Source organism: uncultured Oscillibacter sp. (assembly GCF_910584465.1).
Classification (GTDB): domain Bacteria; phylum Bacillota; class Clostridia; order Oscillospirales; family Oscillospiraceae; genus Oscillibacter.
In genome coordinates this window covers 1-23,366 of the sequence record NZ_CAJUBK010000030.1, presented here as the reverse complement: position 1 = coordinate 23,366, position 23,366 = coordinate 1, and the positions used below count along the sequence as shown (strand labels likewise).

Annotated in this window: 21 protein-coding genes; 8 read left to right on the top strand and 13 right to left on the bottom strand. The window is 63.8% G+C overall.

Annotation, left to right across the window (positions count from 1 at the left end; genetic code table 11):
- Nucleotides 1-40: 40 nt before the first annotated feature.
- Complete coding sequence (locus tag QZ332_RS08390; protein WP_295764394.1) at nucleotides 41-766, bottom strand: FadR/GntR family transcriptional regulator; 726 nt, start codon at nucleotides 764-766, stop codon at nucleotides 41-43.
- Nucleotides 763-906: a hypothetical protein gene (locus QZ332_RS08385; protein WP_295764395.1), complete on the bottom strand. Its 144-nt coding sequence runs from the start codon at nucleotides 904-906 to the stop codon at nucleotides 763-765. The genes QZ332_RS08390 and QZ332_RS08385 overlap by 4 nt, the downstream gene beginning before the upstream one ends.
- Nucleotides 907-1,050: 144 nt before the next feature.
- Here QZ332_RS08385 and QZ332_RS08380 point away from each other — a divergent pair, with 144 nt between their 5' ends.
- The 6 genes from QZ332_RS08380 (at nucleotide 1,051) to ilvD (ending at nucleotide 8,757) form a co-directional block, all read left to right on the top strand.
- Nucleotides 1,051-2,478 (top strand): four-carbon acid sugar kinase family protein, encoded by a 1,428-nt coding sequence (locus QZ332_RS08380; protein WP_295764382.1) that lies wholly within the window; start codon nucleotides 1,051-1,053, stop codon nucleotides 2,476-2,478.
- A 558-nt stretch (nucleotides 2,479-3,036) separates the two neighbouring features.
- A complete protein-coding gene (locus QZ332_RS08375) occupies nucleotides 3,037-3,552 on the top strand; it encodes a TRAP transporter small permease (protein WP_295764381.1) in 516 nt (171 codons plus the stop codon).
- Nucleotides 3,552-4,838 carry a TRAP transporter large permease gene (locus QZ332_RS08370; RefSeq protein WP_295764380.1) on the top strand — a complete coding sequence of 429 codons (1,287 nt, stop codon included), beginning with the start codon at nucleotides 3,552-3,554 and terminating at the stop codon, nucleotides 4,836-4,838. Before QZ332_RS08375 ends, QZ332_RS08370 begins: the two co-directional genes overlap by 1 nt.
- 67 nt (nucleotides 4,839-4,905) lie before the next feature.
- Nucleotides 4,906-5,994 (top strand): TRAP transporter substrate-binding protein, encoded by a 1,089-nt coding sequence (locus tag QZ332_RS08365; protein WP_295764379.1) that lies wholly within the window; start codon nucleotides 4,906-4,908, stop codon nucleotides 5,992-5,994.
- Between the two features lie 141 nt (nucleotides 5,995-6,135).
- The gene (locus tag QZ332_RS08360; RefSeq protein ID WP_295764378.1) at nucleotides 6,136-7,077 is read left to right on the top strand and encodes a 3-hydroxyacyl-CoA dehydrogenase family protein; all 942 of its coding nucleotides are present in this window, start codon (nucleotides 6,136-6,138) and stop codon (nucleotides 7,075-7,077) included.
- Nucleotides 7,078-7,089: 12 nt separating this feature from the next.
- Nucleotides 7,090-8,757 carry a dihydroxy-acid dehydratase gene (ilvD, locus tag QZ332_RS08355; protein ID WP_295764377.1) on the top strand — a complete coding sequence of 556 codons (1,668 nt, stop codon included), beginning with the start codon at nucleotides 7,090-7,092 and terminating at the stop codon, nucleotides 8,755-8,757.
- Nucleotides 8,758-8,959: 202 nt separating this feature from the next.
- Here ilvD and QZ332_RS08350 read toward each other — a convergent pair whose 3' ends face one another.
- A complete protein-coding gene (locus QZ332_RS08350; RefSeq protein WP_295764376.1) occupies nucleotides 8,960-9,412 on the bottom strand; it encodes a YjbQ family protein in 453 nt (150 codons plus the stop codon).
- Between the two features lie 287 nt (nucleotides 9,413-9,699).
- Between QZ332_RS08350 and QZ332_RS08345 the strand changes: the two genes are divergently transcribed.
- Both QZ332_RS08345 and QZ332_RS08340 read left to right on the top strand, forming a co-directional pair.
- Entirely contained in the window at nucleotides 9,700-10,515 is an 816-nt protein-coding gene (locus tag QZ332_RS08345) for a carbon-nitrogen hydrolase family protein (RefSeq protein WP_295764375.1), read from the top strand.
- Nucleotides 10,512-10,841: an MGMT family protein gene (locus QZ332_RS08340; RefSeq protein WP_295764374.1), complete on the top strand. Its 330-nt coding sequence runs from the start codon at nucleotides 10,512-10,514 to the stop codon at nucleotides 10,839-10,841. Before QZ332_RS08345 ends, QZ332_RS08340 begins: the two co-directional genes overlap by 4 nt.
- A gap of 24 nt (nucleotides 10,842-10,865) precedes the next feature.
- On the opposite strand, the gene tsaD is transcribed toward QZ332_RS08340, so the two are convergent.
- The 10 genes from tsaD to der form a co-directional block, all read right to left on the bottom strand.
- Nucleotides 10,866-11,873 (bottom strand): tRNA (adenosine(37)-N6)-threonylcarbamoyltransferase complex transferase subunit TsaD, encoded by a 1,008-nt coding sequence (gene tsaD / locus QZ332_RS08335; protein WP_295764373.1) that lies wholly within the window; start codon nucleotides 11,871-11,873, stop codon nucleotides 10,866-10,868.
- Nucleotides 11,874-11,888: 15 nt separating this feature from the next.
- Nucleotides 11,889-12,491 carry a hypothetical protein gene (locus QZ332_RS08330; RefSeq protein ID WP_295764372.1) on the bottom strand — a complete coding sequence of 201 codons (603 nt, stop codon included), beginning with the start codon at nucleotides 12,489-12,491 and terminating at the stop codon, nucleotides 11,889-11,891.
- Nucleotides 12,488-12,964 carry a ribosomal protein S18-alanine N-acetyltransferase gene (rimI, locus tag QZ332_RS08325; RefSeq protein ID WP_295764371.1) on the bottom strand — a complete coding sequence of 159 codons (477 nt, stop codon included), beginning with the start codon at nucleotides 12,962-12,964 and terminating at the stop codon, nucleotides 12,488-12,490. The genes QZ332_RS08330 and rimI overlap by 4 nt, the downstream gene beginning before the upstream one ends.
- Nucleotides 12,965-13,039: 75 nt before the next feature.
- A complete protein-coding gene (locus QZ332_RS08320) occupies nucleotides 13,040-13,888 on the bottom strand; it encodes a DMT family transporter (RefSeq protein WP_295764370.1) in 849 nt (282 codons plus the stop codon).
- A gap of 87 nt (nucleotides 13,889-13,975) precedes the next feature.
- Entirely contained in the window at nucleotides 13,976-16,645 is a 2,670-nt protein-coding gene (gene polA / locus QZ332_RS08315; protein WP_295764369.1) for a DNA polymerase I, read from the bottom strand.
- Nucleotides 16,646-16,883: 238 nt separating this feature from the next.
- The gene (locus QZ332_RS08310; protein ID WP_295764368.1) at nucleotides 16,884-18,089 is read right to left on the bottom strand and encodes a M20 family metallopeptidase; all 1,206 of its coding nucleotides are present in this window, start codon (nucleotides 18,087-18,089) and stop codon (nucleotides 16,884-16,886) included.
- Nucleotides 18,090-18,402: 313 nt separating this feature from the next.
- Entirely contained in the window at nucleotides 18,403-20,040 is a 1,638-nt protein-coding gene (locus tag QZ332_RS08305; protein WP_295764367.1) for a hypothetical protein, read from the bottom strand.
- 128 nt (nucleotides 20,041-20,168) lie between these two features.
- Nucleotides 20,169-21,182 (bottom strand): NAD(P)H-dependent glycerol-3-phosphate dehydrogenase, encoded by a 1,014-nt coding sequence (locus QZ332_RS08300; protein ID WP_295764366.1) that lies wholly within the window; start codon nucleotides 21,180-21,182, stop codon nucleotides 20,169-20,171.
- Nucleotides 21,179-21,817 carry a glycerol-3-phosphate 1-O-acyltransferase PlsY gene (gene plsY / locus QZ332_RS08295; protein WP_295764365.1) on the bottom strand — a complete coding sequence of 213 codons (639 nt, stop codon included), beginning with the start codon at nucleotides 21,815-21,817 and terminating at the stop codon, nucleotides 21,179-21,181. Before plsY ends, QZ332_RS08300 begins: the two co-directional genes overlap by 4 nt.
- Before the next feature lie 2 nt (nucleotides 21,818-21,819).
- Entirely contained in the window at nucleotides 21,820-23,148 is a 1,329-nt protein-coding gene (gene der / locus QZ332_RS08290) for a ribosome biogenesis GTPase Der (protein WP_295764364.1), read from the bottom strand.
- Between the last annotated feature and the right edge of the window lie 218 nt (nucleotides 23,149-23,366).

The following is a 23,366-nucleotide window of genomic DNA, read 5'->3' as shown; positions in this document are numbered from 1 at the left end:
TCAGATCGTCCCGCTCCGGGACGCGCGGGGACGGCCGTCCTCAGCCGCGGAGCTGCGGCTGAGGGGGATCGCTCTTCTCGCTCCCCCAGCCGATGTCATACCGGATCAGCTGCAGATGGCGGGTCATGGCCTGATACGCAGAGCCGCCGTCCTGCGCCAGGATGGCCTTCGCGATGTCCAGGTGCTCGATCGAGAGCGTCTGCCAATGCTGCTGATGGTCGCCGCCCCTTTCGTACCTGCGATGCTGGAACGCCTCGAAGGAGTAGGTGATGATCGCGAACAGCATGCTCAGGAACGGGTTCTTGCTGGCTTCGGCGATGCTCTGGTGGAAATCATGGTCCATCGCGATGATGTCCCTGAACTCGCTCTGCGTACCGGAGTAAGAATTCGCGGCGACGCAGTAGGATGTGGAGATCTCCCAGATGTGCTTCCTTTGTTCCGGCGTTGCGAAGACAGCGGCCTTGCGGGCGATCTCCGGCTCCAGCAAAAAGCGGACATCCATCGTCTGCTCGAGGGAGACGTCCTCCAAGATAGCATAGTCGTAGAGCATATGCCCCAGGATATCCGTATTATACTCGTTCGTCACATACCGTCCGCCGCCCTGGCGGGCCTCCAAAAGCCCCACGGTGCTCAATACGCAAAGCGCCTCCCGGATCGGGACCCGGCTGACGCCCAGGAGCTCCGAGAATTCATGCTCCGTCATGATGCGGTCGCCTTTTTTTATGTTCCCCGACTGGATCTGATCCAAAATGTATTCCACGATCATTTGGCTCGTACTTTTCTTGCTGAAAGAATTGGGATCCATGCTCCGCCCCCTTTCGCGATCCTTCCGCCGTTTTCAATAATATACCACGGAACAGGGAGCAAATCAAGCCTGAGACCGTTTTTTTCGGCGATCCCAGTCATATTCCACCCTCTTTCAAAATTTATATTACAAATCGCAAAAAAGTGATTGCTTTTCTTCAAAATATCCGATAAAATGAGTCTGCGGCCCAGATATCATCCTCACGCGGCAGGGTCGGACGCTATTTCAGACAGGAGGTATGCAAATTGACCCCATCCCTGAGCGCAGAGATCTTGAAGGACCTCCCCCCGGTAAACGGGGCCCAGATCGAGGAGGGACTGTCCCGGGAGATCCGCTCCAGCGCCGTGAAGTTCGTCGTCCTGGACGACGATCCCACCGGCGTCCAGACCGTCCACGACGTCTCCGTCTATACGGACTGGTCGATCGAGAGCCTGAAGCAGGGCTTGCTCGAGCCTCGGAAACTCTTCTATGTCCTCACCAACAGCCGCGGCATGACCGCGGCGGAGAGCGAGGAGGCGCACCGCCAGATCGCAAGGGATCTGGCGGCCGCCGCCCGGGAGACCGGGACCCAATATGCGGTCATAAGCCGGAGCGACTCCACGCTCCGAGGGCACTACCCCCTGGAAACGGAAGTGCTGCGCCAGGAGCTGGAAGCCGCCGGAGGACCGATCGACGGAGAGATCCTATGCTTTTTCTTCAAAGAGGGCGGCCGCTTCACCATCGGCGACGTCCACTATGTGAAGGAGGGGGACAAGCTGATCCCCGCCGCCGATACCGAATTCGCCCGGGACAAGACCTTCGGGTTCCGCCATTCCTCCCTGCCGGAGTACATCGAGGAGAAGACCGCCGGGAGATACCCGGCGGAGCAGGTGGCCTGCATCCCCCTGGGGATGCTCCGGGCGCAGGACTATGAGGGCATCGTCCAAATACTTATGCAGGTCCACGATTTCGGGAAGATCTGCGTCAATGCGGCGGACGACTGCGACCTGCAGGTCTTCGCCACCGCGTTGTACCGGGCCATGGCGAGGGGGAAGCGGTTCTTGTTCCGGACGGCCGCCAGCTTCGTGAAAGCCGTGGGCGGCATCCCCGACATCCCCCTGCTCGCCCGGAGCGACATGATCCGCGGCAGGCCCCCTGTGGGCGGCCTGGTCGTGGCCGGGAGCCACACGGCCAAGACCACCGCCCAATTGGAGGACCTGTTCGGGCTCGCGTATGTGGAGCGGATCGAGTTCGACAGCGATCTCGTGCTGGCGGGCGACGGGCCTTTCTATGCGGAAGTGGACCGCTGCGTCGCCGCAGAGGAGGCCGCGATCCGGGCCGGCAAGGTGGCCGTCTGCTATACGCGCCGCAGGCTGCTGACGGTGGAGGACGACACGAAGGAGAGCGCGCTGCTGCGCAGCGTGAAGATCAGCGAAGGCGTGCAGTGCCTGGTGGGCCGCCTCGGAGTGGCCCCGGCCTTCATCGTCGCGAAGGGGGGGATCACCTCCAGCACCATCGGGACATGCGCCCTGGGCGTGAAGAAGGCGCATGTCCTCGGGCAGATCCGTCCCGGCATCCCGGTCTGGCGGACGGACGGCCAAAGCAAGTTCCCGATGATCCCCTATGTGATCTTCCCCGGGAACGTAGGGGACGCATCGGATCTGCGGAAAACGGTGGAGATCTTGATGCAGTGAGACCTCGATACCATGGAACGAGCCCTCCGGCTGTGCCCTGCCGGAGGGCTCGTCAGCCTGTCGAAAACGTCTTTTCGACAGGCTGCGCAAGTTGTCAGGACTTTCAAAAAAGTCCTGACAACTTATTCATTGAAAACGAAAGGGACCCTTCCTGGGTCCCTCTCGTAACTCTCCCCCTTCCCGGCGATGAAGTCTACCTTACTTTTTCGACGCTCTGACGAGCCCTCCGGCCGTGCCCTGCCGGAGGGCTCGTCCCCTATCCGGCGGCCATGCCGGCCCGGCCGCTCCCCCCGCTCCCCCCGCCAGAATCATCATACAAATTTAAAAGTTAATTTTTTATCAACAAACTTTTTTAAATATTTTCGTACAAACATACAGATTTCGTTAAGACTATGATTTTGATATTGACTTTTTCTGAAAATGTATTACATTTTATTTGTAAGACAAATTTCGACATCCCATTTTGTTCCCGCAAAGGAGGCGAGCCGGCGAAACGGAGAGACCGGGCTTTTTTTGAAAGGCCGCTTAAGCAAACTTGAGATAGGGTGAGGTATGGAAATGAAGCGATTGAAAAACTTTTTGGACAATTTCGAGGGATACGTGTGTGTCGTCATGCTGATCGCGATGTCGATCATCGTCTTCATGCAGGTCATCTGCAGGTTCATCCTGAAGTCCTCCCTTCCCTGGTCGGAGGAGGCCAGCCGCTACCTGCTGGTCTGGGTGTCCTTCCTCGGCGGGGCATACGGCGTCCGGAAAGGGGCCCATCTGGGGGTGGAGGCGGTGCTCCTGCTGCTGCCCAAGAAGCTGCGGGGCGTCGTGGAGCTCCTCAGTATGGTGCTTGGGGTCGTCCTCTGCAGCGTCATTTTGAAATACGGCGTCGACATCGTGATCACGCAGATGAACCGGATGCAGTATTCCCCCGCCATGCGGATCCCCATGGGATACATCTATCTGGCGATCCCTGTGGGTATGGTGCTCTTCATCATCCGCTATATCCAAAACATCATCGACAAGGCCAGATCCCTTTTCCGCGGGGAGACCGATGACTTCACGTTAAAGGAGGAAGTTGAATAATGGGCATGTTCCTACTGTCTACGTTTCTCATCACGGCCATCATCGGCGCCCCCATCTGGGTCGTCCTGGCGTCTTCCAGCTTCGTGGCCCTGCAGTTCGCCAGCAGCACGCCGCTGCTCGTCGTCGTGCAGCGCATGTTCACCTCCACGGATTCCTTCCCCCTGCTGGCGATCCCCCTGTTCATGATCTCCGGCAACCTGATGGAAGGCGGAGGCATCTCCAGGCGGCTGATCAACTTCTGCGACTCCCTGCTGGGCAGCCTCACCGGCGGATTGGGCATGGTGGCGATCCTGACCTGCATGTTCTTCGCCGCGATCTCCGGGTCCGGTCCCGCCACCGTCGCGGCCATCGGCGGCATCATGATCCCCGCCATGGAAAAGGCGGGCTATGACAAGGCGTTCGCCGCGGCCCTGATGAGCGTCGCGGGGGCCATCGGCGTGATCATCCCGCCCTCCATCCCCATGGTCAACTTCGGCGTAGCGGGCTCCGTGTCGATCTCGACCCTGTTCGCAGCGGGCTTCCTGCCCGGCATCCTGATCGGCGGTTCCCTGATGCTGGTGTGCTACTTCTCCGCCAAAAAGCACGGCTACGGCATGGAGAACAAGACGCGCTTCTCTCTGCGCAACGTCATCAAAAGCTTCATCGAGGCGTTCTGGGCCCTGTTGATGCCCGTCATCATCTTGGGCGGCATCTACGGCGGCATCTTCACGCCCACGGAAGCGGCCGGCATCTCCGTGATCTACGGGTTCGTCATCGGCGTCTTCGTTTACAAGGAGATGAAGCTGAAGGACCTGGTCCCCATGCTGATGAACGCGGCCAAAAGCACCGCCATGGTCATGATGATCATCGCCTCTGCCGCCGGGTTCGGATGGATCTTGACCTCCGAGCGGATCCCCGACGCCATCGCCGCCGCCATGATGAGCATCAGCAGCAATAAGATCGTCATCCTGCTGCTGATCAACCTGCTGCTTTTGTTCGTGGGCTGCATCATGGAGACCACCGCGTCCATCATCATCCTGACCCCCATCTTCCTGCCCATCGTGATGCAGATGGGAGTCGATCCGATCCATTTCGGCATCATCATGGTGGTGAACCTGGCGATCGGCATGTCCACGCCGCCCCTGGGCGTCAATCTCTTCGTCTCCTGCGGCATCGCCAAGATCTCCATCGAGGAGAACTCGAAGCAGCTGGTCAAATTCCTGGCGGCGAACGTCGTCTCTTTGCTGCTCATCACGTTCTTCGAGCCCATCTCCCTCATCATCCCGAAGCTGATGGGCATCGCCTAGCGCGGTGCGGTCCCATGTCCCCCGGTATCCCCGGCACAGGTGTGCCTGAAATATAAGGAGGTAAACTATGAAAAGAAGGATCTCTCTATTGCTGACCCTGATCTTGGCCATCGGGATGCTGTCGGGCTGCGGCGGCAAGCAGCCGGACTCCTCGGCGGCCCCTTCCGGCGGCGCGGACGCCGGCGCGGCTTCCGGCGACACGGCCTCCGGCTCCTCCGGCTCCGGCGGCGCGGAGTATGTGATCCGCGGCGCGACGTCCAACGTGGAATCCCATCCCCACTACCTGGGCCTGGTGAAGTTCTCCGAGCTGCTCGACGAGAAGAGCGGCGGGCGCATCAAGCTGGAGACCTTCCACAGCGGCACGCTGGGCAGCGAACGGGACATCGTCGAGGGCATGCAGCTCAACACCATCGAGGTGGGCGCCATCACCTCCGGCCCCCTGTCCGGCTTCACCGATTCCTTCCTGGTCTTCGACCTGCCGTTCCTGTTCGAGAACGTCACCATCGCCCGGAAGGTCTGTGACAGCGAGGTCGGCCAGGAGATGCTGGCCTCCGTGGAGCCCTCCGGCCTGAAGGGCCTGGGCTTCTTTGAAAACGGCATGCGCAGTGTGACCAACAACCTGGGCCCCATCGAAACGCCCGCGGACTGCAAGGGCATGAAGATCCGCACGATGGAGAACCCCATGCACATGGCCACCTTCTCCGTCATGGGCGCGGACCCCACTCCCATGGCTTTCGGCGAGCTTTACACGGCCCTCCAGCAGGGGGCGATGGACGCGCAGGAAAACCCCTACACCGTCATCTACTCCAGCAAGTTCTATGAGGTCCAGAAGTACCTCTCCATCACGGAGCACCTGTATTCCCCCACCGCGCTGCTGATGAGCCTGGACTTCTATAACTCCCTGCCCGCCGATCTCCAGGAGGTCGTGATGGAGGCCGCCGCGGAGGCCAGCGTCTATCAGCGCCAGTGCTGCGACGAGCAGGAGGCGATGCTGCTGGAGGAGCTGGAAAAGGAGGGCATGATCATCAATAAGCCGGACAAGGCCCCCTTCATCGAGGCCACCGCCAGCTTGTATGACACCTATGTGGGCGATAAGGCCGGCCTGGTCTCTCCCGATCAGCTGGCCAAGGTCCGCGAGATCATCGCGGAAGGCTGACTATCCGGCGGTCCTGCCGCCGCAGGTCCGCTCATGTCTGCCAATCGACAGATCGAAGCTGTGGCCATGCCGTTCGGCATGGCCACAGCTCGACCCGGCAGCAGCCGTACAAACTACCGATGAAAGGTTGAGGAGTAGGTTATGAACGAAAAAAAAGTCGTCATGGCGGGCGCGGGCGTGATGGGCGCGTCCCTGGCTCAGGTGTATGCCCTGGCCGAGTATGAGACATGGGTCTACGACATCTATGAGGCCGGCATCGAGAAGGGGAAGCACCTCATCTCCGTGAACCAGGAGATGATGGTCAAAGAGGGCCTCATCACCGCCGAAGAGTCCAAGGCCGCGCTGGACCGCATGGTCTTCACCATGGACAAGGGCTGCTTCCGGGACTGCAGCCTGGTGGTGGAGTCCACCGTGGAGCGCATGGACATCAAGCAGGGCTTCTTCCGCGAGATCTCCGAGCTCGTCCCCAAGGAGGCGCTGCTTGCCACCAACACCTCCGGCCTCCACATCACCGAGATCGCCAAAGCCTGCAAACATCCCGAGCGCTTCATGGGCCAGCACTGGCTGAACCCGCCCCACCTGCTGCCCCTGTGCGAGATCATCGCCGGGGAGGAGACCAGCCAGGAGAACCTGCAAAAGATGCGGACGCTGGTCACGGGCCTTGGCAAGCAGCCGGTCATCGTCAAGGACATCAACGGCTTCATCATCAACCGCATCCAGTTCGCCGTCCTCCGGGAGGCCCTGCACATCGTGGATATGGGCGCGGCCACGATCGAAGACGTGGACACCGTGCTCAAGGCGGGCATGGGCCTGCGGTACGCCGCCCTGGGCCCCTTCGGCGTGGCGGACTTCGGCGGCCTGGACACCTTCGACCACATCAACCGCTATCTGAACGCGGAGCTCTGCGACTCCAAAGCGGGCAGCGAGCGCCTCCACAAGATGGTGGAGGAGGGCAGGCTGGGCCTGAAGACCGGCGCGGGCTTCTACGACTACTCCGGCGACAAGGCCGACGAGGCCATCCGGGAGCGGGACCGCATGTACATCGAGCTGGCCAAGGTCCTGTATTTCAAGGACAAGGGATGAGGAGGATCTGAGATGAGAAGCGACCTGATGAAAAGCGGCGTAGACCGCATCCCCCACCGGGCCCTGTTCCGGGCCCTGGGACTGACGGACGAGGAGCTGTCCCGGCCCATCATCGGCGTGGTCTGCGCCAAGAACGAGATCGTCCCCGGGCACATGCACCTGGACAAGATCTCCGAGGCCGTGAAGGCCGGGATCCGCATGGCGGGCGGCACCCCCATCGAGTTCCCCGCCATCGGCGTGTGCGACGGCATCGCCATGAACCACGAGGGCATGTCCTTCTCCCTGCCCTCCCGGGAGCACATCGCCGACTCCGTGGAGATCATGGCCAACGCCCACCCCTTCGACGGGCTGGTCTTCATCCCCAACTGCGACAAGATCGTCCCCGGCATGATCATGGCGGCCCTGCGGGTGAACGTCCCTTCCATCTTCTGCTCCGGCGGGCCGATGATGCCCGGCCTGGCCAACGGCAAAAAGGTGGCCCTGACCGACGCCTTCGAGGCCCCCGGCGCCGTCCGCGCCGGCGCGCTGACGGAGGAGCAGGCCCAGGATATCGTGGAACACGCCTGCCCGGGCTGCGGCTCCTGCGCGGGCATGTTCACCGCCAATTCCATGAACTGCATGACGGAGATCCTGGGCCTGGGCCTCCCCGGGAACGGCACCATCCCCGCCGTGGAGAGCCAGCGCATCCTGCTTGCCAAGCATGCGGGCATGAAGATCTTGGACCTGATCGAAGAGGACGTCCGTCCCCGGGACATCGTAACGGACAAGGCGATCCGGAACGGCTTAGCCGCCGACATGGCCCTGGGCTGCTCCACCAACACCATGCTGCATCTGCCCGCCATCTGCCACGAGGCGGGGCTGGAGTTCGACCTGAAGGGGGTCAACGCCGTCAGCGACACGGTGCCCCACCTGGTGAAGCTGAACCCCGCCGGGCCCCACTGCCTGGTGGACCTGAACAACGCGGGGGGCCTCAGCGCCGTGATGAAGCGGCTGGACGGCCTGGGCCTCATCGACGCCTCCGCCCGGACGGTGGACGGCACCTGGGCGGACCGGATCGCCAAGGCAGAGATCGTGGACGAGGACGTGATCCGCACGAAAGGGACTGCCTACAGCCAGACCGGCGGGCTGGCCGTGCTCTACGGCAACCTGGCCCCTGACGGCGCGGTGGTGAAGAAGGGCGCGGTACTGCCGGAGATGCTGGTACACACCGGCCCCGCCAAGTGCTTCGACAGCGAGGAGGCCTGCTGCGAGGGGCTCTATGCCGGGCAGGTCCGGGCCGGTGACGTGGTGGTCATCCGCTACGAGGGCCCCAAGGGCGGTCCCGGTATGCGCGAGATGCTGAGCCCCACCGCCGCTCTGGCGGGCATGAAGCTGGACTCCGCCTGCGCCCTGGTGACGGACGGGCGGTTCTCCGGCGTGAGCCGGGGGGCCTCCATCGGCCACGTCTCCCCCGAGGCGGCGGCCGGCGGCCTGATGGCCTACATCCAGGACGGCGACCCGATCGCCATCGATATCCCGGCCCACAAGATCGAGCTGCTGGTCCCCGAGGCGGAGATCGCCGCCCGGAAGGCGAAGACCGTGCCCCAGCCGCCCAAGCAGGTCTCCGGCTATCTCAAGCGCTATCGGGCCATGGTCTCCTCCGCGAACCTGGGGGCGATCCTGGACTGCACCGGTCTTTGATCCCTGGGCCCAAGCTGTCCAGGCCGGCCGAATGACGCGGGAGCGGCATGACCGAAAACGAGAGGGGCCCTTCCCGGGTCCCTCTCGTAACGCTCTCCCTTCCCGCCGGGGAAGCCTCCTCTGCTTCTTCGGCACTCTGAGGCAGCCCAAAAAACGCCTTCACCAGAGCGGCCCCGGAGACTGCGCTCCTCCGCCGCCCGCTTCACTCCCCCATGACCTGGAACACGATGTCCCGGACCCGGTCGCGGGTGTCGCACTCCACCAGGGTCAGGTTCTGCCAGGGGCCCACCGTGATCCTCCCGTCCACGAAGGGCACCGTGATGAAGGGCGACAGCAGCGCCGCCTTGATGTGAGAGGAGCCGTTGTCGTCGTGCCACGTCTCGTGGTGCCGGTAGGGCACCACACGGCCCTCCTCGTCCAGATAGGGCGAGAACACGTCCAGCGCCGCCTTCAGGTCGTGCCCCACCATCCCCGGCTCGAATTCCAGGGTGGTCAGCCCCGCCACACCGCCGGTGGTGAAGCCCGTGACGGTCCCGGCGGAGATGCCGTGCTTCTCGCAGGCCGCCGCCACCGCGCGCTGGAAATCCTCCGTCACGTCGATCATGCCCATGTGGGCCTTGGTCCGGTAGGTCCTCTTCTCCGTATAAACTGCCATGTCCCGGCCTCCTTCGTCTGTTTCCCATATTGTAACACGGTCCGCGCTGTGATATAGTCAACACAGTTGAAAAGAAGCAAACCTTCTTTTCGACCGGCAAACCTTTGGTTTGCCAGGGCGCAAAGCGCCCATGTGTTTCCTATGAAGTCATGCACAGCAAGCCGCTCGTGCGGCTTGAGGCGCTGTTTTACAGCGCCTCTCTGAAAAGGATCCTTTGGATCCTTTTCAACTGTGCTGACGATACGATCCATCCGTCCCCATCATTTATGAAAAGGAGGTCCCTGCCGATGCGCATCGCTCTGATCCAAATGCCGGTGACGGCGGACAAACAGGAGGACATCCGGACCGCCTGCGCCCGGCTCCGGGAGGCCGCCGCCCGCGGGACGGACATCGCGGTCCTGCCGGAGATGTTCTGCTGTCCCTATGACAACGCCTGCTTCCGGGCCTACGGCGAGGCCGAGGGAGGCCCGGCCCAGACCGCCCTTTCCGCCCTGGCGGCGGAGCTGGGGATCTATATCGTGGGCGGCTCCGTCCCGGAGCTGGCGGGCGGGGAGGTCTACAACACCTCCTTCGTCTACGGGAGGCGGGGCGAGCATCTGGCCAAACACCGCAAGGCCCACCTCTTCGACATCGACGTGGAGGGCGGCCAGCGTTTCATGGAGTCGGACACGCTCTCCCCCGGGGACGCGGTCACCACCTTCGAGACGGAGTTCGGGACCATGGGCCTTTGCATCTGCTTCGACTTCCGGTTCGAGGAGCTGGCCCGGTGCATGTGCCTCCGGGGGGCCAGGTGCATCTTCGTCCCCGCCGCCTTCAACATGACCACCGGCCCCGCCCACTGGGAGCTGCTGTTCCGCCAGCGGGCGGTGGACGGCCAGTGCTTCACCGTGGGCGTCTCTCCCGCCCGGGACGAGGGTGCCTCCTATGTGGCCTACGGCCATTCCATCGCTGTGGACCCCTGGGGGACGGTGCTCTGCCAAGCCGGGGCGGAGGAGGCCGCACTGTACGCCGACCTGGACCTCGGGAAGATCTCAGCCGTGCGGTCCCAGCTCCCCATCCTCTCCGCCCGGCGGACGGACCTCTATGAGGTGCGGGAGCTATGAGCGGCCCGGTCTTCGCCGCCTTTTGCGAGATCGTGCGGCGCATCCCCGCCGGGAAGGTCGCCACCTACGGCCAGATCGCCCGCCTGGCGGGGATGCCCCGCTGCGCCCGGACGGTGGGCTATGCCATGGCGCTCTGCCGGGACCCCGGCGTCCCCTGCCACCGGGTGGTGGACCGTGCCGGGGGCACGAAGGCCGCCTTCGACACCTGCGCCCCCGGCACGCAGCGGGCCCTGCTGGAGGCGGAGGGCGTGGTCTTCCGGCCCGACGGCACGGTGGATCTGGAGATCTGTCTATGGAGCCCCGCCGAGGGGCCGGAGAGCGTGTGAAGGCCCTGCCTCCACACGCTCTGCTCATTCAGAGAGGTCCCTCGTCGCATAGGCGTTGAGCTCCATGCCCGCCGTGTGGCCCGCCAGGTACTCGTAATAGCCCTGGGCGGCGATCATGGCGCCGTTGTCCCCGCACAGGCGCAGGGGCGGCAGATACAGCGCGTATCCCGCTTCCCGGCAGGCGCGCTCCAGGTCCCCTCGGATGATGGAGTTCGCCGCCACGCCTCCGGCGGCCACGACGGTCTCCCGCCCCGCCAGCCGCGCCGCCTCCAGGCAGCGGGGGACCAGCGTGTCGCTGACGGCCTGGGAAAAGTCCCGGGCCAAAGCCGCCCGGTCCAGCGACTGGCCTGCCTGCTCCGCGTGGTGGGCCAGGTTCACCACCGCCGTCTTCAGGCCGGAGAAGCTCATGTCCAGCGGCGCGCCGTCCACATGGGCGTGGGGCAGCTGGTAGACGCCGCCCTCCGACTGCCGGGCCAGCTCGTCGATGGGCTTCCCGCCGGGGTAGCTGAGGCCCAGGACCCGCGCCGCCTTGTCGAAGCACTCCCCCGCCGCGTCGTCCCGCGTGCCGCCCAGGATCTTCATGTCCGTGTAGCCCGCCACATCGATCAGCAGCGTGTTGCCCCCGGAGATCGCCAGCGCCAGGAAGGGCGGCTCCAGCTCAGGGAAGGCCAGGTAGTTGGCGGCGATGTGCCCCCGGATGTGGTGGACGGGGATCAGGGGGACCCCCAGCCCCAGGGCAGCGGACTTGGCGAAGCTCAGCCCCACCAGCACCGCGCCGATGAGCCCCGGCGCGTAGGTCACCGCCACGGCGTCGATGTCCCCCCGGCCGCAGCCCGCGTCCGCCAGGGCCTTCTCCGTCAGGGCGGCGATGGCCTCCACATGCTTCCGGGAGGCGATCTCCGGCACCACGCCGCCGTAAAGGGCGTGGACCTCCACCTGGGAGGCGACGGCGTCGGACAGCACCCGCCGCCCGTCCTCCACCACCGAGACGGCCGTCTCGTCACAGGAGGATTCGAACCCCAATATCTTCATGCTCCCACTCCCCTCTCATCCGTCCTCGTCCCAAGGCGTCTGCGGGATGGGCCCCGCCTTGGGATCCCTGGGGATGCGGACGTACTGCGCATATTTCCCCGGCGGGAAGGTGCTTTGGTAGATGGCCCGGTGCTCCCGCATCAAGTCCGCGTCCGCCACCTCTCCTCCCGAGAGGTACAGCGTCTTATAATGGACGCCGAAGATGTCCGTGTCGTACCCGGCGGTCCGCAGGCCGTTCCTGGCATAGAAGCCCAGCCGCCGCTCCGCCAGCCCCGGATCCGGGGCGTGGAGGGGGGCCTCGCTCTCCCCGATGATCACCGTGCCCGGCTCCGCCCGCGAGAGCTCCGCCAGCATCCGCGCCCCCGCGCCGCCGTTCCGGCGCCCCTCCGCCACGCAGAGGTAGTCCAGCAGCGCCCAGCCGGGACGCCCCAGCCACAAAAAGCACTCCCCCAGGATCTCCTCCCCATCGAAGAGGCACCAGGTCCGGTAGCGGCCCGCCCGGACCATGGCCTGGATGTTCCTCAGGGGCTTGAGCTCCGCCGGAGGGAACGCGGACGCCAGGTCCCGCGCATAGGCCAGGGCCGTCTGCTCCAAAGAGGCCAGCCGCAGTCCCGTCATGTCTCCTCCTCCTCCCCGGCGAGGTCCAGCGTCATGATGACGGCGTCCTCCCTCGGGTGCTCGTAGTAGTTCTTCCGCCGCCCCGTGCCCCGGAAGCCCCGGCTGCCGTAAAGGGCGATGGCGGGATAGTTGGACGCCCGGACCTCCAGGGTCAGGAAGGCCAGGCGGTTCCCCTTGGCGAAGTCCAGGAAGACCTGGAGCAGCTCCTTCGCCACGCCCTGGCGGCGGCAGTCCGGCCGGACGGCCACGTTCAGGATATAGCCCTCGTCCAGCACCACCTGGAGCCCGGCGTAGCCCGCCACGGTCCCCTGATCGTCCAGGGCCACCAGGAAGGCCGCCAGGTCGTTCTCCAGCTCCTCCGCCAGCATGTCCCGGGACCAGGGGTCCGGGAAGCACACCCGTTCCAGCGCCGCGATCTCATCCAGGTGGTCCCCGTTCATCGGGACGATCCGGATCTTCCTCTCACTGTCCATAAAACGTGAAAACTCCTCTCGTATGTCCGGATGCGCGGGCGGCGTGCCCGCGCCCAGGCGGGCCCTCGCTCCTCCTCACGCTTCCTCCCGGCTGTACAGGACGACGCCCAGCAGGACCACCCCGCCGCCCAGGATCACCTGCGCCCCGGGCCTCTCGGCGAAGAGGAACAGCCCCCACACCGAGGCGAACACCGGCTCCAGCAGCTTCGCCGTGGCGATGAAGGCCGGGGACAGGAACTTCAGCCCCCAGCTGAACACGCTGTGGCCCAGCAGGGTGCAGGCCACCGCCATGCCCAGGGCCGTCAGCAGGTTCTCCGCGCCCCAGCCCGTCAGGGGCTGCCGTCCGGCCAGCGCGAAGACCAGCACCGTCCCGGCGGCCGAGGCGTACATCAGCCAGGTATACACGGTCGTGGACAGCTCCCGGCGGCAGACGGCGCCCAGCATGGTGTACACCGCCATGCACAGCGCCCCGGCCAGGGCCAGGAAGTCCCCCCGCAGGGCGTCCGCCCCGGCGGAGCCGTCCGCCAGGGCCACGGTCACGCTCCCGCCGAAGGCCAGCAGCACCGCCAGCCACGCCCGGCCGCTCAGCCTCCTGCGCAAGATCAGCACCGTGGCCAGGGCCACGAACAGCACCTCCGCGTCCACCAGCACCACCGCCGAGGCGATGGAGGTCCAGCGCAGGGCCTCGAAATAGCAGGCGAAATGACACCCCAAAAAGGCCCCGCTGAGGAGGCTCAGCCCCAGCTCCCTCCGCCGCAGGGCCCGGAACTCCTCCCGCCGCCGCCACGCCAGGGGCGTCAGCAGCGCTGCCGCGAAGGCCATCCGGTAGGTGGCCAGCACCAGGGACGGCGCGGTGGACCAGCGGACGAAGACGGCGGAGAGGGACACCCCCACCACGCCGAGGATCACGATCAGTCGTTCCATGAGACGGCCTCCCTTCGATGCTCCAGGCGGATGCCGATATGGCCCGCCCCCCAAACAGCGCCCCCGGAGGGGAGGGGCCGATGCCGCTCATCCCTTCGCATCCAGCCAGTCCTTCCCCCAGTGGGCCTGCGCCGTCAGGGGGACGCTGAGGTCCACCACGTGCTCCATCTCCTCCTCCAGCAGCGCCGCCACCGCCTCCGCCGACCCCTCGGGACACTCGACGATCAGCTCGTCGTGGACCTGGAGGACCAGACGGGCCTCGGGCCGCTCCGCCCGGAGGCGTTCCCAGACCTTCACCATGGCCAGCTTCATCACGTCCGCCGCCGTGCCCTGGATCGGCATGTTCAGCGCCACCCGCTCGCCGAAGGCCTGCAGGTTCTTATTGGAGCTGCTCAGCTCCGGCAGGCTGCGGCGGCGGTGGAACAGGGTCTCCACATAGCCGTCCTCCCGGGCCTTCCGGACCACCTCCCCCATATACCTCCGCACGCCGGGGAAGGTGGCGAAGTACGCCTCCATATACTCCTTGGCCTCGGCCACGGTGACGCCGATGTCCTGGCTGAGGGAGAAGGCGGAGATGCCGTAGACGATGCCGAAGTTCACTGCCTTGGCCCGGCGGCGCATCTCGTGGGTGACGTCCTCCCGCCCCACGCGGAAGACCTTCGCCGCCGTCTCGGCGTGGAAGTCCCCCCCCGCCAGGAAGGCGGAGCGCATGGCCTCGTCCCCGGCGATGTGGGCCAGGAGCCGCAGCTCGATCTGGGAGTAATCCGCGTCCACCAGGACGTGCCCCTCCGCCGCCGTGAACATCCGGCGGAACTCGCTGCCCAGGTCCGTCCTCGTGGGGATGTTCTGGAGGTTCGGCTCCGTGGAGCTGAGGCGGCCCGTGGCGGTGACGGTCATCTGGAAATTCGTCCGGACCCGCCCGTCCGGGTCGATGGCCTTGAGGAGGCCGTCGGCGTAGGTGGACTTCAGCTTCGCGTACTGCCGGTACTCCAGCACCGCCGCCACGATGGGGTGCTGGAAGCGGAGCTTCTCCAGCACGTCGGCGTTCGTGGACCAGCCGGTCTTGGTCTTCTTCCCGTGGGGGAGCCCCAGGCGCTCGAAGAGGACCTCCCCCAGCTGCTTCGGGGAGTTGATGTTGAACTCCCCGCCCGCCATCTCATAAATCGCGGCCTCCTGTTCGGCGATGCGGGCGGACAGCCCCTCGCCAAAGGCGGCCAAGGCCCGGGCGTCCGCCCCGCAGCCCGTCCGCTCCATCTCCGCCAGCACCCGGCACAGCGGCAGCTCGGCGGTCCGATACAGCTCCCACAGGTCCTCCTCCCGGAGCTTCGGGGACAGGACGCCGTACAGGGCCTCCACCGCGGCGGCATAGCGGTCCAGGGAGGCCCACGCGCCCGCGGAGTCCCCCAGGAGGGAGAAGGCGTCCTTCTCCAGATAGAGGGGCTTGGGCAGCTCCTCGTTGAAATAGGACACGGACAGCCGCGGGAGGTCGTAGCTCCCCGCCGTGGCGTCCAGCAGATACGCGGCCAGGGCCGTGTCGAAGACGAAGCCCTCCGCCGGCAGGCCGTCCTCCAGCAGCGCCCGCATCAGATCCTTGACGTTGTGGGAAACCTTCCCGATCCCCTCCGAGAACAGGGCCGAGAGGAGGCCGTCCCAGTCCCCCTGGTACTGCTCGAAGGACAGCTCCGCCATGACGGCGCTCTGCTCTCCCGTCCCGCAGTATACGCCCAGGCGGGAGAGACCACCCGCCGTCAGCACGGACACATGGTCCGCCGCCCGCCAGAGCGCCAGCAGCCGCTCCGCCTGTCCGGGATCTGTCACCGTCTCCACCGTCACGGCGGGCTTGGGCCGCTCCGCCGGGGAAGGGCCCCCGTCCGGGCTGAGGCCGAAGCGCTCGATGAGCTTGGTGAACTCCAGCTTCAAAAACAGCGGATACGCGCCGGGGCCGGGGGCCCTGCGGACGTTGTCCTCCGGCCGGAAGGCCAGGGGGGCGTCCGTCACGATCGTGGCCAGCCAGCGGGACTGCCGGGCGTCCGCCTCCCCCTCCTCCAGCTTTTTGATGACGCCGGGCCTGGCAGGGACGTCCGGGGCGGTGAGGATCTCCGGCATCCGGCCGTAGAGCCGGTCGATGGAGCCGTACATCCGGACCAGGCCCATGGCGGTCTTCTCCCCCACGCCTTTCACGCCGGGGATGTTGTCGCTGGCGTCCCCCATCAGGGCCTTGAGGTCGATCATGTGGATGGGGTCGAAGCCGTACCTCTCCCGGAACGTCCCGGGATCATAGTCCACGGTGGTGGTCTGGCCCATGCGGGTGGAGACCAGCTTCACCTTGGTGTGCTCCGTGATGAGCTGGAGGCTGTCCTTGTCCCCGGTGACGACGGCGCAATCCCAGCCCGCCGCCTCGCACCTGCGGGAGATGGTGCCCAGGAGATCGTCGGCCTCCCAGCCCTCCAGCTCGTAGCGGGGGATGTCCAGGGCGTCCAGCACCTCCTTCAGGACCGGCACCTGCACCCGCAGCTCCTCCGGCATGGGCTTCCGGGTGGCCTTATAGGCGGCGTCCGCCTTATGGCGGAAGGTCGGGGCATGGACGTCGAAGGTGACGCACAAAGCGTCCGGCTCCTCCTCCGCCGTGAGGCGCAGGAGCGTGGTGAGGAAGCCGAAGACGGCGTGGGTATAGAGCCCGTCCCGATTCGTCAGGGGGCGGATGCCGTAATAGGCCCGGTTGAGGATGCTGTTGCCATCGATGGCCATGAGTTTCATACTGGAGACCTCCCCGTCCTCCCCCTCGCAGGGGGAGGGTCAAAAAGAACTTCGGCGCGCGCCGCCTCTTGGCGGACGTCCGGGCCCCCGCCCGGTAAGGAAGATGCCGCCCTACGATCATACCATGTCCGTCCCCGATCCACAACAGCGGAAGTCCCCAGATCTTTCCTCCCTGTCCGGCTCCGGGGGGAGCCCCTCTCCGTCCCGGAGAGGGGCTCCCTTTCGTCTTCATCTCCGGTCATCCCGGCTCGTTCGCCAGGGCGGCCGTGACCGCGAGATAGCCCACGATGCCCTCCTCCATCATCTCGATGGAGATGCTGTCCTCCACGGTGTGGCACAGCCGCTCCTCCGCCGGGGAGTAGCCCAGGCACTTCACGCCCTTGGCGGTGAGGTGCCCGGTGTCCGTCGCCAGGTCCCAGGCCTTCAGCCCGATGGGGTGGCCCACCGCCTCTTCGATGGCGGCCTTCGCCAGGACGATGTGGGGGTCCTCCGCCCGGGCGGAGAAGGGATACTCGCCCTGATAGCCCCGGTCCTCCACGCCGGTGTAGGTGGTCAGAGGGAAGTACAAGATCTCCGCCTTCGCGGTGACGCCGGGGACCTCCCCGCAGCGGTCCAGGGCCGCCTGGACCTTGGCCTGGACGGCCTCCTCCGTGTCTTCGCCGGTCTGGCGGTAGTCCAGGTACACCGCCACCTGGCCGGGGATGACGTTGGTCCCCTTCTCCGAGGACTCGATCTTCGTCACGCACATGCTGGACTCCCCGAAGAGCTCGTCCCTGCCCATCTCCACCTTCTCCAGCTCCGGCAGCAGCCGCCTCAGATAGTCGAAGGGGTTGCTCCCCAGGTCGGGCCGGGAGGCGTGGCAGGACTTGCCAGTGATGGTGACCACCACGCAGCACCGGCCCCGGCTGCCGATGGCGATGTCGTTCTCCGTGGCTTCGCCGATGATGGCATAGTCCGTCAGCATCCGGCCTTCCCGGGCCTGGACCATGGTGCCGAAGCCCGCGATCTCCTCGGCGATGACGCAGGAGGTCACCACGTCCCCCTTGGGCAGCAGGCCCGCCTCCCGGAGGAGGATGGGGGTATAGAGCTGGATCGCCATGGTGCCCTTGGTGTCCGAGGCCCCCCGGCCCCAGATCCGGCCCCCTTCCACGGCGCCGCTGTAGGGCGGGTGCTCCCACCGGGACTCGTCCCCGGCGTCCACCACGTCCATGTGGCAGTTCAAGGTGACGGAGCTGCCGCCGCCAGTGCCTCTGACGGTGCCGAAGATGCTGCCGTACCGGTCCACGGACACCTCGTCGTAGCCCAGGGCCTCCATCTTCTTTTGGATATACGCGGCGACCTCCCCTTCGTGGAGGGACTGGGAATCACGCTGGATCAGTTCGGACGCGGTCCGGACGATCTCGTCTTTGTACTTCGCGGCGATGGCCTTCATCTGTTCGTTCATAGCGTTCTCCGATCGTATGGATTTTGCCGCCGGGGCTCCAGCGTCCTTATTCTATCACAGATCCCGGCGATGCGCAACCGGGGAGGCCCTCTCCCGGCGCGCGCTCCTCCCGCCGCCTGAGAGCCTTGCGCGCTTCCCGGCAAAGTGCGGGCCCGCCGAACGGCGGGCCCGCCAAAAGCTGATGTCGGATAGCGGCACTTTTCGACCTTGAATATTTTATGCGTTCTAACGATGGAGAAGTCCGGTCTTATATCGGCGATCAAGCAATTCAAATGTGCAAAGTTGGATACTGGCTTTATTGGTGTGAGGGCAGTCAATCGTTTTGGCGAGTTACATTTAAAGTATAACCACCGTAATTGTAATAATAAGATGCCCGAATAAAGTATTCTTTATTAGGAGCCAGTTCGATAGTCAACCCGTCTCCATTGTCCAGGTTGGAACTTGAGTCAATCTTTTCCCAACCGGAATTATAAACCCCGAGCCAAAGATCCATACCATCCGGCACATCGGAGAATTCAAATCGATACCGTCCACTTGAACTCGTCGAAAAAGAATAATCATTTTGCTGGTCGGTATATTGGATACTGTCAGATACTGCAGTAACAGTCGAAATATCAGTGATAGGCTTTTTCAGCCCAATATTAAGCACATATTGGCTAAAATTATTGTAATGCTCTACTCGTACATAGTAAAGTTCTCCTTCATTGAGTGAAACGGTCAGCCCATCTCCGTTATCAAGGTCAGATCTTGAGTCGATCTTTTCCCAACCAGAATTATAGACTCCGAGCCAAAGATCCGTACCGTCCGGCACATCGGAGAATTCGAATCGATATTGTCCACTCAAAACAGCCAAAAAAGAATAGTCATTTTGCTGGTCGGTATATTGGATACTGTCAGATACTGCAGTAACAGTCGAAATATCAGTGATAGGCTTTTTCAGCCCAATATTAAGCACATATTGGCTAAAATTATTGTAATGCTCTACTCGTACATAGTAAAGTTCTCCTTCATTGAGTGAAACGGTCAGCCCATCTCCGTTATCAAGGTCAGATCTTGAGTCGATCTTTTCCCAACCAGAATTATAGACTCCGAGCCAAAGATCCGTACCGTCCGGCACATCGGAGAATTCGAATCGATATTGTCCACTCAAAACAGCCAAAAAAGAATAGTCATTTTGCTGGTCGGTATATTGGATACTGTCAGATACTGCAGTAACAGTCGAAATATCAGTGATAGGCTTTTTCAGCCCAATATTAAGCACATATTGGCTAAAATTATTGTAATGCTCTACTCGTACATAGTAAAGTTCTCCTTCATTGAGTGAAACGGTCAGCCCATCTCCGTTATCAAGGTCAGATCTTGAGTCGATCTTTTCCCAACCAGAATTATAGACTCCGAGCCAAAGATCCGTACCGTCTGGAACATCAGAGAATTCGAACCGATACCGTCCACTAGTTTGAGGCACGAATTCATAGTCTACGCTTTGATCTTCTTCAAATATTTCTCCAGCCACCGTAATAATTTCTGTTGGAAACACTTCTAAAGGAATTCGTGTAATAGCCACGACCTTTTGAACATTACTGGTCAAGGGACTAATTTGCAGTATGTTACTGTTCACAGGAGGATCTGAGGGCGCGGCAATGGGTTCGTCGGTCGGATCATTTCCTGGAGTACTTGTCGAAGAGTCATCATCCATATCGTTCGTACCTTCAAAGCTATCCGTAGGACTATCAGGATCGGGTAACAGTACACTAGGCTGTTCACTACTGTCATCTGTTTTTGAACCATCAGAATCGATAGATATGATCCAAAAAAATAATGCGCATGCTATTGATAATAGCAATATAAATGTTTTTAAAGAAACAGATACTTTTTGGGGTACGTCAAAAACAATCGATAATAGCGATGCAATGGCAGATACGACACTCAAAACCGTATATGGATCTCTCATATAAATACACCACCTATTTTGAGATAGTGTTATCTTACCATATTATTAGCTCTGGGGAGCTTTATCGAATTTTGTAGGTCCAATTTTATTTGCCGCCGAACGGCGGGCCCGCTCCCATGGCGCTCCCCTCACAGCCAGGCGGCGCCCAGCAGCTCGTCCTTCCCTGCCCGGCCCATCAGCTCCGGGACCACGTCCTGGGGCCGGCGGCCCTGGTACAGCACCTCGTAGGCGCAGCGGCAGATCGGCATCTCCACGCCTTCCCGCTCCGCCAGCTGGTGGACGCTCTCGGCGGCGTAGTAGCCCTCCACCACCGCGCCGACCTCCTCCATGGCCTCCCGGACGCTCCGGCCCTGGCCGATGAGGATGCCCGCCCGGTTGTTCCGGGAATGCATCGAAGTGCAGGTGACGATCAGGTCCCCCATGCCCGCAAGGCCCCCGAAGGTCCGGCGCTGGCCGCCCATATACTCGCCCAGGCGGCCGATCTCCGCCATGGCCCGGGTCATCAGCAGGGCCTTGGTGTTGTCCTGGAAGCCCATCCCCGTGCAGATGCCGCAGCAAAGGGCGATGACGTTCTTCAGCGCCGCCGCCAGCTCCACGCCCACGATGTCCACGCTGGTGTAGACCCGGAAGCGGTCGTTCATGAACGCCTTCTGGACGGTCCGGGCGGCGTCCCGGTCCGGGGAAGCCGCCACGCAGCCCGTGGGCAGCCGCAGGCCCACCTCCTCCGCGTGGGAAGGGCCGGACAGCGCCACGATCCTCCTCCCCCGGCGGGCGTCCCCGGTGGTCTGCTGGAGGATCTGGCTCATGCGGAGGTCCGTGTCCCGCTCGATGCCCTTGGAGGCCGTCACCAGGATGGTCTCCGGGCGCAGATGGGGCGCGATCTTCTCCCCCGTCTCCCGGACGGCGAAGGAGGGCGGCGCACTGACCACCAGGTCCGCTCCCTCCAGACAGTCCAGGTCCCCGGTGATCTTCAGCGCCTCCGGCAGGGGGACGCCCTTGAGCAGGGGGTTCTCCCGGGTCCGGGCCATCTCCTCCGCCTTGGCGGGGGTCCGGGACCAGAGGGCCACGTCGTGCCCGTTGTCGCATAAGACCAGCGCCAGGGCCGTGCCCCAGCCGCCGGTCCCCAAAACTGCCGTCCTCATGATCCGCCCTCCTTTTCATGATGGAGCGAGAACTTGTTCTCGTTCCCGGCCAGGAGCCTCCTGATGTTGGCCCGGTGCTGCCAGACCACCAGCCCTCCGAGGAGGAAGGCCAGGGCCGCCACCCGGACGTCCGGATAACAGTACCAGCTGATGAAGGGGAAGCTGGCCCCGGCCCACAAAGAGCCCAGGGACACGTACCGGGTCAGGATGGTCAAGATCAGGAAGCCCCCCCACACCACCAGGGCGATGCGCCAGTCGATCATCAGGGCCACGGTGCCGCCGGAGAGGATGCCCTTACCCCCCTTGAAATGGAACATGCAGGGGAACATATGGCCCAGGAGGCAGAACAGGGCCGCGTAGTACTTGCCCAGCAGCGGGTCCCCGGCGAACAGCCAGCTCCCCAGCAGGACGGCCAGCACCGCCTTCAGCACGTCGCAGAGGATCACCACCAGGGTCAGCCCCCCGCCGAAGGTCCGGTGGAAATTCGTCAGCCCGGCGTTGCCGCTGCCGTGGTCCCGGATGTCGTCCCGGAGGATATATTTGGACACGATGACCGCCCCGTTGAAGCAGCCCAGGAGGTAGCACGCCAGGGCGATCGCGCCGTAATACAGGAAATACCACCAGATCCCGATCATACTCAAACCTCCTTGTCTCCCCTCTGCCGGATGGAGATCTTGATGGGCGTCCCCTCCAGGCCGAAGGTGTTGCGGATGCAGTTCTCCAGATACCGCTGATAGGAGAAGTGGAAGAGCCTCGTGTCGTTGCAGAAGATGACGTAGTGGGGCGGCTTGATCCCCACCTGGGTCATATAGTAGATCTTCAGCCGCCGGCCCTTGTCCGTGGGGGGCTGGACCCTCGTCTGGGCGTCCGCCAGCACGTCGTTCAGCATCCCGGTGGTGATGCGGGCGGCCGCCTGGTTGGACACGTAGTCGATCAGCTCGAACAGCCGGTCCACCCGCTGGCCGGTCTTGGCGGAGATGAAGAGGATGGGGGCGTAGGCCATGAAGCTCAGGGCCTCCCGGACCTCCTTACGCATGCGGTCCATGGTCTTGCCGTCCTTCTCCACCAAGTCCCACTTGTTGACCACGACGATGCTGGCCTTCCCCGCCTCATGGGCCAGGCCGGCGACCTTGGTGTCCTGCTCCGTGACGCCCTCGCAGGCGTCGATCAGGATGAGGCACACGTCCGAACGCTCGATCGCCATGGTGGCCCGGAGGACGCTGTAGCGCTCGATGGCCTCGGACACCTTGCTCTTCCGGCGGAGCCCGGCGGTGTCGATGAAGACGAACTTCCCCTTGTCGTTCTCGAAGCGGGAGTCGATGGCGTCCCGCGTGGTGCCCGCCACGTCGGAGACGATGACCCGCTCCTCCCCCAAGATCCGATTGACCAGGGAGGACTTGCCGGCGTTGGGCTTGCCGATGACCGCCACCTTGATGGCGTCGTCCTCTCCCTCCTCCTCGTCCTCCGGCGGGAAGTACCGCAGGCACGCGTCCAGCAGGTCCCCGGTGCCGTGGCCGTGGACGGCGGAGACGGCGATGGGATCCCCCAGCCCCAGGTTGTAGAACTCGTAGAAATCCGGGTCCGGGGCCCCGGTGGAATCCATCTTGTTCACCGCCAGGACGATGGGCTTGCCGCTGCGCAGCAGCATGGCGGCCACCTCCTGGTCCGAGGCGGTGAGGCCCGTGCGGATATCCGTCAGGAAGACGATGACCGTGGCCGTCTCGATGGCGGTCTGGGCCTGGTCCCGCATGAACTCCAGGATCTGGTCGTCCGTCCGGGGCTCGATGCCGCCGGTGTCCACCAGGGTGAAGGCCCGGCCGCACCAGTCGGATTCCCCGTAGATACGGTCCCGCGTCACGCCGGGGGTGTCCTCCACGATGGACAGGCGTTTCCCGACGATCTTATTGAACAGCATGGACTTGCCCACGTTGGGCCGGCCCACGATGGCGATGATAGGCTTTGGCATAAGGGGTCTCCCTCCCGGCGGCGCGCGCCGCCTCGCTTTCGTGGTCATATGGATCACGTCTCATTATAACCGGGATGGGCCAAAGACGCAAGGGGGATCTTCCCGGGGATGGGAAAAGGCGGAGGCGTGAGCCTCCGCCCCAGAGTGTCGAAAAAGGAGAGGAAACTACATCGACGGGAAGGAAGAGAGTTACGAGAGGGACCCAGGAAGGGTCCCTT